14 protein-coding genes are annotated in these 14,202 nt (G+C 63.2%); 4 read left to right on the forward strand and 10 right to left on the reverse strand.

What is annotated here, in order from left to right:
- Positions 1-151: 151 nt before the first annotated feature.
- On the reverse strand, positions 152-844 hold the full coding sequence (locus CN311_RS29840; protein WP_097577177.1) for a phosphatase PAP2 family protein: 693 nt from the start codon (positions 842-844) through the stop codon (positions 152-154).
- Positions 845-866: 22 nt separating this feature from the next.
- Positions 867-1,205, reverse strand: coding sequence for a hypothetical protein (locus tag CN311_RS29845; protein ID WP_097577178.1), 339 nt, complete (start codon positions 1,203-1,205; stop codon positions 867-869).
- 204 nt (positions 1,206-1,409) lie between these two features.
- Here CN311_RS29845 and CN311_RS29850 point away from each other — a divergent pair, with 204 nt between their 5' ends.
- On the forward strand, positions 1,410-3,413 hold the full coding sequence (locus CN311_RS29850; RefSeq protein ID WP_097577179.1) for a PhoX family protein: 2,004 nt from the start codon (positions 1,410-1,412) through the stop codon (positions 3,411-3,413).
- Positions 3,414-3,488: 75 nt separating this feature from the next.
- On the opposite strand, the gene CN311_RS29855 is transcribed toward CN311_RS29850, so the two are convergent.
- Both CN311_RS29855 and CN311_RS29860 read right to left on the reverse strand, forming a co-directional pair.
- Positions 3,489-4,184 carry a GNAT family N-acetyltransferase gene (locus CN311_RS29855; protein ID WP_097577180.1) on the reverse strand — a complete coding sequence of 232 codons (696 nt, stop codon included), beginning with the start codon at positions 4,182-4,184 and terminating at the stop codon, positions 3,489-3,491.
- Positions 4,181-4,672, reverse strand: a complete 492-nt coding sequence (locus CN311_RS29860; RefSeq protein ID WP_097577181.1) for a MarR family winged helix-turn-helix transcriptional regulator — start codon at positions 4,670-4,672, stop codon at positions 4,181-4,183. Before CN311_RS29860 ends, CN311_RS29855 begins: the two co-directional genes overlap by 4 nt.
- Positions 4,673-5,060: 388 nt before the next feature.
- On the opposite strand from CN311_RS29860, the gene CN311_RS29865 reads away from it, so the two are divergent.
- Positions 5,061-6,098 (forward strand): phosphatidylglycerol lysyltransferase domain-containing protein, encoded by a 1,038-nt coding sequence (locus CN311_RS29865; protein WP_097577182.1) that lies wholly within the window; start codon positions 5,061-5,063, stop codon positions 6,096-6,098.
- Positions 6,099-6,113: 15 nt separating this feature from the next.
- Here the strand turns inward: CN311_RS29865 and CN311_RS29870 are convergent, their stop codons facing one another.
- Both CN311_RS29870 and CN311_RS29875 read right to left on the reverse strand, forming a co-directional pair.
- Positions 6,114-6,875: an ABC transporter permease gene (locus CN311_RS29870; protein ID WP_097577183.1), complete on the reverse strand. Its 762-nt coding sequence runs from the start codon at positions 6,873-6,875 to the stop codon at positions 6,114-6,116.
- A complete protein-coding gene (locus CN311_RS29875) occupies positions 6,872-7,798 on the reverse strand; it encodes an ABC transporter ATP-binding protein (protein ID WP_097577184.1) in 927 nt (308 codons plus the stop codon). Before CN311_RS29875 ends, CN311_RS29870 begins: the two co-directional genes overlap by 4 nt.
- Positions 7,799-8,039: 241 nt before the next feature.
- On the opposite strand from CN311_RS29875, the gene CN311_RS29880 reads away from it, so the two are divergent.
- Positions 8,040-9,401, forward strand: coding sequence for a cytochrome ubiquinol oxidase subunit I (locus CN311_RS29880; protein ID WP_097577190.1), 1,362 nt, complete (start codon positions 8,040-8,042; stop codon positions 9,399-9,401).
- Positions 9,402-9,411: 10 nt separating this feature from the next.
- On the forward strand, positions 9,412-10,416 hold the full coding sequence (locus tag CN311_RS29885; RefSeq protein WP_097577185.1) for a cytochrome d ubiquinol oxidase subunit II: 1,005 nt from the start codon (positions 9,412-9,414) through the stop codon (positions 10,414-10,416).
- A gap of 248 nt (positions 10,417-10,664) precedes the next feature.
- Here CN311_RS29885 and msrA read toward each other — a convergent pair whose 3' ends face one another.
- The 4 genes from msrA to CN311_RS29905 form a co-directional block, all read right to left on the reverse strand.
- Positions 10,665-11,393, reverse strand: coding sequence for a peptide-methionine (S)-S-oxide reductase MsrA (gene msrA, locus CN311_RS29890; RefSeq protein WP_097577186.1), 729 nt, complete (start codon positions 11,391-11,393; stop codon positions 10,665-10,667).
- Between the two features lie 136 nt (positions 11,394-11,529).
- Positions 11,530-11,829 (reverse strand): hypothetical protein, encoded by a 300-nt coding sequence (locus CN311_RS29895; RefSeq protein ID WP_097577187.1) that lies wholly within the window; start codon positions 11,827-11,829, stop codon positions 11,530-11,532.
- A gap of 101 nt (positions 11,830-11,930) precedes the next feature.
- Entirely contained in the window at positions 11,931-12,629 is a 699-nt protein-coding gene (locus CN311_RS29900) for a DUF1223 domain-containing protein (RefSeq protein WP_165779896.1), read from the reverse strand.
- Between the two features lie 150 nt (positions 12,630-12,779).
- Positions 12,780-13,955: a TadE/TadG family type IV pilus assembly protein gene (locus CN311_RS29905; protein ID WP_097577189.1), complete on the reverse strand. Its 1,176-nt coding sequence runs from the start codon at positions 13,953-13,955 to the stop codon at positions 12,780-12,782.
- Positions 13,956-14,202: the final 247 nt, after the last annotated feature.

A 14,202-nucleotide genomic window follows, 5' to 3' on the forward strand; every position in this document is an offset into this window, starting at 1 on the left:
GGAAGCGGGCGTCTTTTTGCATCGCGGCGGTTCGGTCGCCCGGCAGCGCCGATATCGGCGCCGACGGCAAGTCGATCCTCTTTATTCCGCTGATGAACGAGGGCGAAGTGGCGGCACTGACGTTCGACTGAAAACACGCGCTACCGCCCGATCACTCATCATCGGTCACCACTTTGCGCCGCTGCAGGAAGCGCGCCGCCAGCCAGCACAGCATTGCCCAGGCGAAGCCGGCGCACCAGCCGGCCAGCACGTCCGACGGCCAGTGAACGCCGAGATAGACGCGGCTGACGCCGACCAGCACGGTCGTCAGCACCGCGAGGCCGAGCACATAGGTCTTCGTCACCCGCCCATGAAGGAAGCGGGACGCCAGCGAGCCGAGCGTGAGATAGGTCACCGCCGACAGCATGGCGTGGCCGCTCGGGAACGACAGCGAGGTCTCATTGACGAGGTGCGAAACCAGTTCGGGGCGGGGCCGGTCGACCCCAACCTTCAGCAGGCTCGACAGCACCTGCCCGCCCGCCACCGCCACGAATATGAGCAGCGCTGTTCCCCACCTGCGAAGCAAGAGCAGATAGACGATCACCGCCGCCGTGATCAGCGCCAGCACGCTGGAGCTGCCGAGGCTGGTGATGTCGCGCATCGCTCCTTCCAGCCAGGCCGGACCGATCGGATTGTCGGGCTGGCCCGCTTCGCGGAAGGCGAGCAGGATTTCGGTATCGAAGGCGTGCGGCGTGGTGGCGCGCGCCACTTCCATCAGTTCCTCGAACCCCCACAGCCCGCCGGCGATGACGATGCCGGCCAGCAGCACCGGGAATTCGATCCAGTTGAGCAGTGGGTTCTTCATCGGCCTGCCGTCGGCTATTCAACTACAGCTTTTGCAGATAGGGTCCGAGCGTGATCAGCGCCACCGCCGCGATGGCGAGCACGACGCCTGTCGCTTGCAAGGCGTTCAACCGCTCGCCGAAGAAGGCCAGCGCCACCACGTTCACCGATACCAGCTGAATAACCGCCGACAGGCTGAACGATACCGACATGCCGAATTCGCGGACCAGCCTCAGCATGACCAGATTGCCCAGCGAATAGAGCACGAGCGTCAGCACGATCTTGCCGAGGCTTGGCGCCAACCCCCACTGCTTGGCCGCAGCCGCCGCCAGCAGGAAAATCAACGTTGAAATGCAGAGCTGTGTCAGTCCCCAGAAATTCACGTCCTGTCCCTCTCGAAGCGGTCTACTCCGCGCGCGCCGCAGACCTTGTTTCCGAAGCTTCGACTGCGGTCAAGCCGGGTTGGCCGGGGGCATGATATCTAAGCGGAAAATTAGCCGGCGCGTCATCATTCTGTGATCTGCCGCCTGTACGGGGGTCGACCCAGATAACATGCTCCAGCCACCCCAGGAAGCCAGAGGCAGCCCATGACCGAACATCGCTCCCCCGACGCCCGATTCCGCACCAGCCTGCTTGAGGAAAACGACGGCCCGGCCACCAATCTCACCGACAACCGCACCATGGGTGAGATCATCGCCGCGCGCTTTTCGCGCCGCGGCTTTCTGCAGGGATCGCTCGCGGTCACAGCCATCGCCGCCACCGTCAGCCCGCTCGCCCTGATCACCGCCGACAACGCCCGTGCCGCCGAGGGTTCCGCCTTCACATTCGACGAGGTCGAGGCAGGCGTCGACGACAAGCACCATGTCGCTGCCGGTTACGATGCCGACGTGCTGCTGCGCTGGGGCGATCCGCTGTTTGCCGATTCGCCGGAATTCGATCCGACAAAGCAGTCGGCCGAGGCCCAGGCAAGGCAGTTCGGCTACAACAACGACTATGTCGGCTATATCCCGATCGACGGCTCGGCCGAGCACGGCCTGCTGGTGGTCAACCACGAATACACCAATTCGCATCTGATGTTCCCGGGTATCGTCAAGATCGTCGAGAAGGACGGCAAGAAAGAGCTCGAAGTCGCCCCCCTCAGCAAGGAACAGGTCGATGTCGAGATGGCCGCGCACGGCGGCACCGTCGTCGAAATCCGTAAGGAAGGTGGCAAGTGGCAGGTCGTACGCGACGGCAAGCTCAACCGCCGCATCACCTCCAACACCGAGATGCAGCTGTCCGGCCCGGCCGCCGGCAACGACCGCGTCAAGACCAGCGCCGACCCGACCGGCACGAAAGTCATCGGCACCGTCAACAACTGCGCCGGCGGTGTAACGCCCTGGGGCACCTATGTCATGGCCGAGGAAAACATCCATGGCTATTTCTCGGGCGAACTGCCGGAAGGCCACAAGGAAGCCGCCAACTACAAGCGCTTGGCCATTCCCGAAGGCGCCTATGAATGGGCGGCGCATTACGACCGTTTCGACCTCGGCAAGGAGCCGAACGAGCCGAATCGTTTTGGCTGGATCGTCGAGGTCGACGTCAACGATCCAACCTCGACGCCGAAGAAGCGCACCGCCATGGGCCGCTTCAAGCACGAGGGCGCCGAATCCATCGTCGCCAAGGATGGCCGCGTCGTTTTCTATCTCGGCGACGACGAGCGCTTCGATTACGTCTATAAATTCGTCACCGCCGGCACGTTCAACCCGAACGACCGCGCCGCCAACATGGACCTGCTCGACGACGGCACGCTCCACGTCGCCAAATTCGCCGAGGACGGTTCGGTCGAATGGCTGCCGCTCGTCTTTGGCCAGGGCCCGCTGACCGCCGAGAACGGCTTTGCCAGCCAGGCCGATGTGCTGATCGAGACACGTCGCGCCGCCGACCTTCTCGGCGCCACCAAGATGGACCGTCCCGAAGACATCCAGCCCAATGCCGTCAATGGCAAGGTCTATGTCATGCTGACCAACAATTCCAAGCGCAAGGCCGATCAGGTCGACGCCGCCAACCCACGTGCAAAAAATGCCTTCGGCCACATCATCGAAATATCGGAGGACGGCGGCGATTTCACCGCCACAAAGGGCAAGTGGGAAGTGCTGCTGAAATGCGGCGATCCCTCGGTGGCCGAAGTCGGCGCCACCTTCTCGACCGCGACCACAGCCAATGGGTGGTTCGGCATGCCGGACAATTGCGCGGTCGATTCGGCCGGCCGCCTTTGGGTCGCGACCGACGGCCAGGGCCCGAAAGCCACCGGCCGCACCGATGGCTTGTGGGCGGTCGACACCGAAGGGACGGCCCGAGCGACCTCGAAACTGTTTTTCCGTGTGCCGATCGGCGCCGAAATGTGCGGCCCGCTATTCACACCGGACGACCAGACCGCCTTCGTTGCCGTCCAGCATCCGGCCGACGGCGGCGAGGACTGGGAGGCTTTCGGCCGCCCTTCCTACTATGAGGACCTGTCGACCCGCTGGCCCGACTTCAAGCCTGACATGCCGGTACGGCCGTCGGTCGTCGCCATCACCAGGCAGGGCGGCGGCAAGATCGCGGTCTGATACGCTTGCGGTCTCAGGGAAGGATTTCGGCAATACGAAATCCTTCTTTCTCCCTTGCGCGGGACGTGCCCGCCTTTATGCGCTGACCACCTGGTCGGTGCCCTGAATCACGGCCATATTCATCCTGCTTCTCAACCGGAAGCCGATGGACTCGTACAGTGTTATGGCTGCGACGTTGGTGGCGTAGGCGTGGAGATAGGGAACTTCGCCGCGCGCCATGATCCGGTTTGCCACGAACAGGGACAACAGCCTGCCCAGGCCGCGGCCGCGAAAATCCGGATGCGAGCACACGCCGCTGAGCTCGGTATGGCCAGGCTGCTTCATGCGTTCGCCGGCCATCGCCGCAAGTCGGCCTTCGATCTTCACGCCCCAGAAATCGCCGAGGCTCAGCGCCTCCAGCGTGAATGGGCCGGGCTTGGTAACTGTTGCCAGGGCGAGCATCTCGGTCGCATCGTGCTGCGTCAGTCGTTGCACACGCTCGTCGGACACGGTCCGCACCGGCCGTTCGGCAATCATCTGCACCAGGGACGCGGTCGACGTCGCGCAAAGCTGCGCCGGCAAGGTGATTGCGTCGGCCTGGACGAGGATGGCGCTCTCGAGCGGGGGAATAAGCCGGCTCAGCGCCCGCAAGCTTTCCGGGTCGTCCGCCGCGGTGGCGGCAAAAGGAACGATCGACGGCAGGTATCGCCTGGCGAGGCCGTCACCTTGCGCAAAGGCCTGATGTCGCGTCGCAAGCGCGCTCCAGATGGGACGGTCGAGGACATGGTTCATTGCACGCAATCCACGGCATTTCGCACACGACGGTCGATGCCAGCCGCGGCAAGACCGTCCTCGATTGCGGCCAGCTGATCGAGAAGCGGCCCCGAAAGGTCTGCGCACAAGTCCGCGACAGCTTTCTCGATGCGCGGCCAGACGTCGCGCTTGGCAACATCGACAAGCCGTCGGCCGGTCCGGGTCAGCGAGACAATCCTGCGCCGCTGGTCATTGTTTGACTGGCTGACTTCGACCAACCCCAGTTCGGCCAGAAGCGCCACGCTTCGCGTGATGCCCGGCTGCGCAAACCCAAGAGCCTGTGCCAGTTCCCCAACGGGCAGAGGGCCGAGCCTGTCGAGCGCGGCCAGGAGCGGATACTGGCTCGACTGGACCGGGACCTCCAGGCGATCGAGCACCCGCTGCGTATCCGCCTGCAATTGCTCGCCTATACGCTTCAACCTGCTGCCCAGGCACAGGAAGCCAAGAGACCGTATGACGTCTTCCATGATCTACGCATCCAGGTTAAACGATAACATGATATATAACAGCATATGGAAAGTCAAAGGCCAAGTCACAAGGCGCTACCCGATCCGGCTGATCACTCCCCTGTGATGGGGCTGCTGCCATCCGCCACCATTTGGCGGAGATTTCCCCTTCAGTCAGCGCCGATTGCACCCTATATGGCGCTTGCGCGATATGATCGGTAATCAATCGCGCCAAGGCGACTGATTCGAGGCCGTGGGCTGGCCTCCATTACCAGAGCATGATGCCGAAAAGTGTGAAGCGGTTTTCCGATGACATCATGCTCTATCTTTATGTTTTAGAGGCGGATTCAGATTTCAGGTCGGTTCGACCTGAAATCATCCGGCTCTAGGCGGCACGCGGACCTCGACCATGCCCTCCTTGCGCATTCATTTCGATCGCCTGCTGGAGGGCGCGGCACCCAAGGTCGAGCGGCAGGAGCTGGCGCATGTCGAGCGCCTGGCGCTGGTGCGCCGGCATGGCGATTTTTCGCTCGCCTATTCGACTGCCGTCCAGCAAAAGCTTTCCTATTTTGGCGACGCCGACGGCTACATCGCCTTCGGCACCAAGATGAAGCATCATTTCGCGCTCGGCGACCCGGTGGTTCATCCGCCCGATCGGCCCGTTTATATCAGGCGTTTCGTGGAGGCCGCCGGCAGCCCCTGGTTCGTGCAGATCGGCGAGGAGACGGCCCGCGTGCTGGCCGGGCTCGGCTACCAGGTCAATCGTCTCGGCATCGACACACGGCTGGTCCTGCCCGCCCATGATTTTTCAGGAAAGCGCAACGAAACCGTGCGCTATTCCGAGCGCTGGCTGTTGAAGAAGGGGTTTTCCCTCGACGAGGACAAGCGCACCGTCTTTCTCGACGAAATCCAGCGGCTGTCGCAGAACTGGCGGGCCGACCGCATCGTCAAGCGCTGGGAAATGGGCTTCCTCAACCGCCCCTTCAGCGATCAGCTCGGCGTCGACATGCGCCGCTTCGTTCTCCATGGTCCCGATGGCGAGCTCGTCGCCTTGCTCGACTTCGATCCCCTGTTCAGTGGCGGCAAGGTGATCGGTTACACCACCGCGTTCAAGCGCAAGCATGTCGACGCCACGCCGCATGCCGAGATCGGCTTGACCAAATTCGCCGTCGACCGTTTTCGCGAGGAAGGCATTTCGGTCGTGACGCTCGGCCTGTCGCCGCTTGTCGATATCGCACCGAGCGGCTTTGCCGAAAACGAGTTCTGGCGCAACACCTTCCAGCGCGCCTATGATTCGCCGTGGGTCAACCGCAGCAAGTTCAACCTGCAGGGCCAGGCGGCCTTCAAGCGACGCTTCCACGGCATCGAGGAGCCGACCTATATCGCCTTCCGCAAGGGGACCTATATCGAGATGCTGGGCCTGCTGCGCCTGATCAAGGCGATTTGAGCAGCTCCTGATCCTTCAGTTCCTCAGCCGGTAGCCCGTCCGGAAGATCCAGGCGACGATCGCTATGCAGATGAGCAGGAACACCACCGTCATGCCGAGGCTGATGCCGACCGAGACGTCGGACTTGCCGTAGAAACTCCAGCGGAACCCGCTGATCAGGTAGACCACCGGATTGAACAGCGTCACCGTGCGCCAGATCTCTGGCAGCATGTTGATCGAATAGAAGCTGCCGCCAAGAAAAGTCAGCGGCGTGATGATCAACAGCGGCACCAGTTGCAGTTGCTCGAAGCTCTTGGCCCAGATGCCGATGATGAAACCGAACAGGCTGAAGGTCACCGCCGTCAGCACCAGGAAGGCGAGCATCCAGACCGGATGCTCGATGTGAAGCGGCACGAACAGCGAAGCGGTCGCCAGGATGATCAGGCCGAGGATGATCGACTTGGTCGCCGCGCCCCCGACATAGGCGATGACGATCTCCAGATAGGACACCGGCGCCGACAGCAGTTCGTAGATCGAGCCGACGAATTTCGGGAAATAGATGGCGAAGGAGGCGTTGGAGATGGACTGCGTCAGCAGCGACAGCATGATCAGCCCCGGCACGATGAAGGCGCCGTAGCTGATGCCGTCGATCTCGGTGATGCGCGAGCCGATGGCCGAGCCGAAGACCACGAAATAGAGCGATGTCGAGATGACCGGCGAGATGATGCTCTGCAGCACGGTGCGGAAGGCGCGCGCCATTTCAACCCGGTAAATCGCCCATACTGCGCGCAAATTCATGCGTCTTGCCTCAAAAGATTGACGAAGATCTCCTCGAGCGAGCTGTTTTGCGTGTCGATGTCGCGGAACTGGATGCCGGCCGCTTCGAGGTCGCGGAGCAGCGAGGCGACGCCCGGGCGTTCGCTCTGGTTGTCATAGGTATAGGTCAATTGTCCGCCGTCCGGCGAAAGCTCCAGCGCATAGCGCGAAAACGCTTCGGGGATGCTGGCCAGCGGCGCGCGCAATTCCAGCACCAGCCGTTTGCGGCCGAGCTTGCGCATCAGTTCGGCCTTGCCGTCGACCAGCACGATCTCGCCGCGATTGATGACGCCGACGCGGTCGGCCATCGCTTCGGCCTCCTCGATATAATGCGTGGTCAGGATGATCGTGACCCCGTCCTCGCGCAGCCGGCGCACCATCGCCCACATGTCCTGGCGCAGCTCAACGTCGACGCCGGCGGTCGGTTCGTCGAGGAACAAAACGCGCGGCTCATGCGACAGCGCCTTGGCGATCATCAGCCGCCGCTTCATGCCGCCCGACAGCGTGATCGCCTTGGCGTCCTTCTTGTCCCACAGCGAGAGATCGCGCAGCACCTTCTCGACGAAGGCCGGGTTAGCCGGCTTACCGAACAGGCCGCGGCTGTAATTGACCGTCGCCCATACGCTCTCGAACGCGTCGATGGTCAGCTCCTGCGGCACCAGCCCGATCAGGCTGCGCGCGGCGCGATAATCCCGGCCGATATCATGGCCGTCCACCGTGACCGTGCCCGACGAGCGGTTGACGATGCCGCAGACGATCGAGATCAGCGTCGTCTTGCCGGCGCCGTTCGGCCCGAGCAGCGCAAAGATCTCGCCGCGCTCGATATCGAGGTTGATCTCCTTCAGCGCCTTGAAGCCGGTGGCGTAGGTCTTGGTGACCCCGGAAATGGAAATGATGGAGGGCATGGCTGAAAACGGCTGCTTGAAAGGGGACTGTTGATTTTAGTCCGCTGAATGTCGGTGCGCGAAACCGGAAGTCAATGCCGCTCCTGACAATTCTGGACATTCATTCCCTATCGCCTCGACCGATGCGCTGACGCTTTGCGCAAAATGCTGCGGCGTTCCGCCTCGCGTGACGCCACGCCGCTTTGACCGCTCAGTGTATCCGGCCTATCTTTCCGGCATTAAGCAGCAGCCGGAGCCCGCCATGGACCCGCTCATTTTGTCGCGCATTCAGTTCGGCGCGAATATTTCGTTTCATATCCTGTTTCCGGCGATCACTATTGCACTTGGCTGGGTGCTGCTGATCTTCAAGCTGCGCTACAACGCGACGGGCGATTCCGCCTGGATGCGCGCCTATTTCACCTGGGTGAAGGTATTCGCGCTCTCCTTCGCCATGGGCGTGGTTTCCGGCGTCACCATGAGCTTCCAGTTCGGCACCAACTGGCCGGGCTACATGGAAACCGTTGGCAACATCGCCGGGCCGTTGCTGGCCTACGAGATCCTCACCGCCTTTTTCCTCGAGGCGGCCTTCCTCGGCATCATGCTGTTCGGCTTCCGCCGCGTCTCCAACCGCATCCACACGCTGGCGACCGTGCTGGTGGCCGGCGGCACCACCTTCTCCGCCTTCTGGATCATCGCGCTCAATTCCTGGATGCAGACGCCGGCCGGCTTCGAGATGCGCGACGGCGTCGCCCACGCCGTCGACTGGTGGGCGATCGTCTTCAACCCGTCCATGCCCTACCGGCTGGTCCACATGCTGCTGGCATCGGGCCTGACGGTCTCCTTCCTGATCGCCGGCCTGTCGGCGCTGCGCTACCTCTATGGCGACCGTTCGGAATCGATGTGGAAGGCATTGCGCACCGGCGTCTTCACGGCGGCGATCCTGATCCCCATCCAGATCTTCGCCGGCGACCAGCATGGCCTGAACACGCTGGAGCATCAGCCGCAGAAGATCGCCGCCATGGAGGCAAACTGGAACACCGGCCCCAACGTGCCGCTGGTGCTGTTCGCGCTTCCCGACGAGGCGGCCAAGGAGAACAGGTTCGAACTCGCAATCCCCGACGGCGCCAGCCTTATCCTGCGCCACAGCAGCAGCGGCGTGGTGCCGGGCCTCAACGACTATCCCGGCAACCATCCGCCGGTCTTCCCGGTGTTCTGGGGTTTTCGCATCATGGTCGGCACCGGCATCCTGATGCTGATCGTCTCCTGGTCGGCGGCCTTCTACCTCAAGCGCCACCACAGCCTGCCGAAACCGCTGGCGCTGCTGATGGTGCCGATGGCGCTGTCCGGCTGGCTGGCGACGCTGGCCGGCTGGTACACCACCGAGATCGGCCGCCAGCCCTGGCTGGTCACCGGCGTTCTGAAGACCGCCGACGCGGTCGGCCCGGTCGCCGGCAGCCATGTCGCGCTGACGCTCGCCATCTATCTCGTCCTCTATGTGCTGCTTTTGATCGCCTATCTCGGCGTGCTGGTGCATCTGGCGCTGAAGGCGGCGAAGGATGGCGACGCCTCGCCGCTGCCCGGCGTCATGAACGCGGCGCTGTCGCAACCGGCGGCCGAGGAGTAGGGAGAGATCCATGAGCTACGACTGGCCAACCTTGCTGCCCCTCATCTTCGCCGGCCTGATGGGCCTTGCCATCCTGATCTACGTCATCCTCGACGGCTTCGACCTCGGCATCGGCATCCTGTTCGCCGCCGCCGATGATGCCGAGCAGGACACGATGATCGCCGCAATAGGCCCGTTCTGGGACGCCAACGAGACCTGGCTGGTGCTTGCCGTCGGCCTTTTGCTGGTCGCCTTCCCGCTGGCGCACGGCACCATCCTCACCGCGCTCTACATCCCGGTGTTCCTGCTGCTGCTCGGCCTCATCCTGCGCGGCGTTGCCTTCGATTTCCGCGCCAAGGTGCCGGCCGGCAAGAAGCATCGCTGGAACCGCATCTTCCTCATCGGCTCGCTCATCGCCTCGCTGGCGCAAGGCTATATGCTCGGCGTCTATGTGCTCGGCCTCGATGTCGGCTTGGGCGGCATGGCCTTCGGCGCGCTGGTGGCGCTCTGCCTCGCCGCCGCCTATGCGGCGATGGGCGCGGCCTGGCTGATCTACAAGACCGAAGGCGAATTGCAGAAGAAGGCGGTGCGGTGGCTGCGTACCGCGCTCGTGCTGGCGGCGCTTGGCATGGCCGCGGTGTCGCTGGCCACTCCCTTCGCCAGCCCGCGCATCTTCGACAAATGGTTCCTCTGGCCTGAAATGCTCTATCTGTCGCCGCTGCCGATCCTGTCGGCGGTGCTGTTCGCCTGGCTGTGGCGGCAGACCTTCCATCTGCCGAAGCCCGATGACCGCCATGCGCTGACGCCGTTCCTGACCCTGGCGGCGATCTTCGCTCTCGGTTTCGCCGGGCTCGCCTGGTCGTTCTACCCCTTCGTCGTGCCCGATCGCCTGACCATCTGGCAGGCGGCTTCCGCGCCCGAAAGCCTCGCCATCATCCTGGCCGGCACGGTGGTCGTGCTGCCGATCATCATCTTCTATTCCTTCTATGCCTACCGCGTCTTCGGCGGCAAGGCGACGGACCTGACCTACGACTAGGGCAACAACGCCTACGCTTACCCAGGGCAACGCTGGCGCTGGAGCCTGCCGCGAAAAAAAGGAGCGTAGGTCGGCGCCGCTGATCTCCCCCCTCGAGGGGGAGATGTCGCCGAAGGCGACAGAGGGGGTCGCCGCGCATGGAGCGCCAACCCTGGTCTGCCGCAGGAGGCCGCGTCCGGTCGCGCCGACCCCCTCTGGCCTGCCGGCCATCTCCCCCTGAAGGGGGGAGATTACACGCTTCTAAAACCTCAGCTCTTGTTGGCCGCCAGCACCAGCACCGGCTTGTCGCTGTAGAGACTGGGGAACAGCGTCTTCAAATTCGCGACCTTGGGCAGGTCGTTGTAGACGATGTAGGGATAGGTCGGGTTCAGCGTCAGAAAGTCCTGGTGATAGTCCTCGGCCGGATAGAAGGCCTTGCCCGTTTCCAGCGTCGTCACGATCGGCTTTGGAAACACCTTCGCCTTGTCGAGCTGGGCGATGTAGCTCTCGGCGATTTTCTTCTGCGCGTCGTTTTCGGCAAAGACCGTCGAGCGGTACTGGGTGCCGCTGTCCGGACCCTGGAAGTTCAATTGCGTCGGGTTGTGCGCGACCGAGAAATACACCTGCAGCAGCTGGCCGTAGGTCACCTCCGACGGCTTGTAGGTGATCTCGACGGATTCGGCGTGCCCTGTGCGGCCGCTGCCGACCGTCTCGTAGACGGCGGTGTCCTTTTCGCCGCCGGCATAGCCGGAGACGGCCCTGGTCACGCCCTTGACGTGCTGGAACACGCCTTGCACGCCCCAGAAGCAACCGCCGGCGAAGACCGCCTTTTCGGTGCCGGGGGCGGCTTTCTCGTCCATTGCCGGCGGCGGGATCACCACGGCCTCCTCGGCCGAGATCGCCGGCGTCTGCCAGAAGGCGGCGGCCGCCGCCGCAAGCACCAGCGCCGCCAGCGCGCCTTTAGCAAAGGATCTGTTCACGGCTGATTTTGCGGACATGTCATGATCTCCCATGATGGTGTTTGACTATACGATAGCGCGATGCGCCGCGGTTTCACATTGCCGTGCGTGCGGGGCCGTGCGCGCCAACCTGCCCGGGCAGGGAACCCCCGGTCCGGACAGGGAGCGCCTGGTGCTACTTGGCCGGCGCCATCGCGTCGGCGGGCTTCATCGCGTCCGTTGCCATGGCATCGGCCGGTTTCATGGCATCCGTTGCCATCGGGTCGGCCGGTTTCATGGCATCCGTCTTCGGTTTCATGGCATTCGTTGCCATCGGGTCGGCGGGTTTCATCGCATCCGTTGCCGGCTTCATGGCATCGGTGGCCATCGCATCGGCCGGCTTCATCGCATCTTCGGCGCGTGCGGCGGTTCCGGCAATCAGCGCGGTCGAGCACAGCGCGAAAGCGAGTGCCGGCAGGGTCAGGCGATTGGTCATGGTGGTCTCCTAGGGGTTGATGGCACTGCGGCCGGGTGGATGCGGCGCCGCTCCTGCGGCGTTGCGCAATCTTGGTTGAGCGTGATCTTGCCCTGACGGATTCAGTTGGTTGCCGCGGCAAGGATCGGCCCGCCGCCCGGCGTCTGTACCAGCACCGCGCTGCTCAGGCCGCCGGACGCGGCGGGCAGCGCCAGCGTCTTGGCGTCGCCGGTCCAACTGCCCAGTTTTGTCAGCGAATGCACGACATTGGCGTGCGGCAGCGTGCGGCCGGTGTTTTCGCCGCGCGCCACCGGCACCTCGACGACGCCGCTGGCGTAGCGCACCAGCCAGACATCGGCCTTGCCCCCGGGCGCCGAGCCGGCGCCGATGCTGATCGTGCCGCCGTCAAGCGACAGCACCGGCCCCTTTGGCTGGCCGCTGCTCGAAATAAGTCGTTCGATCTCGCCGGGTGCGGCGCCGACCGCGTCGGTGTCGCCATTGACCACCACTTGCGGTGTGAACGGGCCCGAACGGCCGAGCGAGGGCTCATAGGTGACCTGGCGCTGGGTGAATTCCTTTTTGCCGAAAGTGTCCTTCCAGCCGAGATAGTCCCAGTAGGTGACGTTGAAGGACAGCGCCAGCACGCCGGGCTTGTCCTTGACCTTGATCAGGTTGGCGTTGGCAGGCGGGCAGGACGAGCAGCCCTGGCTGGTGAACAGCTCGACCACGGTGAGCGGTTGCGCGGCTGCCGCGCCGATCGATGACAATATCGAGGCGGCGAGCACGCCGGCGACGAGCGTTCTGCGTTGTGATCGCGACAATGGCTTGCTCCGTGGTTGCGCGGCGCCTGGATGCGCCGCTCATATCCCCACTTCGTCGTCGCCACGGATTTCGTTACAGCGCTCACCGCTTCGTGATCAGGCGCGCGCCTGCCTTCTTCCACAAGGGGAGAAGGTAAGATGTGCCGCCCCTTACTGCGTAAGCACCGTCTCCGACTGCCGCTGGTTGAAGGCGCACTTGCCGGTCACGGTGTAGAAGAAGTCGGCGTTCGTAACGTCTGGCAGTGGCGGATTGTTGCCGCCGTCTTCCCATGCCTGGTCGCTGGTCTCGCCGCAGGGCACAGCGGCGAAGATGTCGACGACCGTGTTGTTCTTGACCTCGACGGGGAGATATTTGGAAGGGTCCAGGGCCTTTTGTGCATCGGTCGTATACCCGGCGCCGAGGTAGAGCCGGTTCGACGTTTTGTCATCGTTCGACGTGAGCGGGTTGACCGGTCCGGACGGCACATTCATCTGCAGATAGAGCTTGTCCATCATGCTCACGTCGATTTTTGCGCCACTGCTGTTTCCGGCGGCATTCGTGGTCGCGCACGTCGTCTTGAAATAGATGGTGGAACCGCTGGTTTTTCCGCTTTTTGCTACCGCGGTGCTTTTGTAAACGCCCGCAGTGGGTGTGAAATTGGTTGTTGATCCTGTTGTCGTGCACACCTGGGTCTGGACCAGCTTCTCGGTTGTTCCCGACACAGTGGAAATAGTTGTCGTACCGTAACCTTTCGGGTCGTTGGCGGTATAAGTCTTCGACCCGCTCTTATAGGAATAACTATACGGCTTGTAGGTGTAGTCGACCTTCATCATGGCCGTCGCTATGGTCGAGGAGGTCCACCCGAACGGAAGGCCGTACAGGGTCATCGTCTTGTTCCAGTAGCCGGAAACGTGGTCGACGTTGAACGTAGCTTCGACCAGGGCTGGCGTCTTGCGCACCGCCGAGGCGACGGCGACCTGCACATTGTCGATGCGGGCGATCGACATGAAAGTCGTCGGCATGGCGAAGCCCGCCGAAGCATTGATATGGGCGGTGCCGTCGCTATCGACGACGAAGCTGTCGAGCGTCGCTGTGCCTTGCCCGCTATTGGCCGCGTAGGATTCCTGCAGCTTTTTCTCGCGGTCCGCCTTCGCCATGTCCTTGCTCAATGTGGTGATCGACAGCGCCGCCGCGTCGAGCGCGTTCTGCATCGACGACCTGGCCGAGATCGCCGATGTATAGTCGACCGAAAAGCCGATGGCGGCGACGATCGGAACGGCCAGGAAAACGAGGAGCGGCGCAAAGGAGCCGTTCTCCGACTTGAGAAAATGGTCTGCGGATAGCATTTCTTGGTTCCCCCGGGGGCATGACGTGCATTAGCTATCACGCAGCAAGCAAACTATGCTCTAATCCGGTGGATCAAAGTTTAACGATCTTGCGCGGCTAGATTGGCGTTTGCGCCCGCCCTGCCAACCTCTCAGGACTTGGGTTCCTCGCCCCCGCGAAGCAGGGGAGAGGTGGCCGCGAAGCGGACGGAGAGGGGGCTTCGTAGGGCGCAGTCCCCTCTCCGTCTCGGCTTTGCCGAGCCACCTC

This window comes from Mesorhizobium sanjuanii, from assembly GCF_002529485.1.
GTDB lineage: Bacteria > Pseudomonadota > Alphaproteobacteria > Rhizobiales > Rhizobiaceae > Mesorhizobium > Mesorhizobium sanjuanii.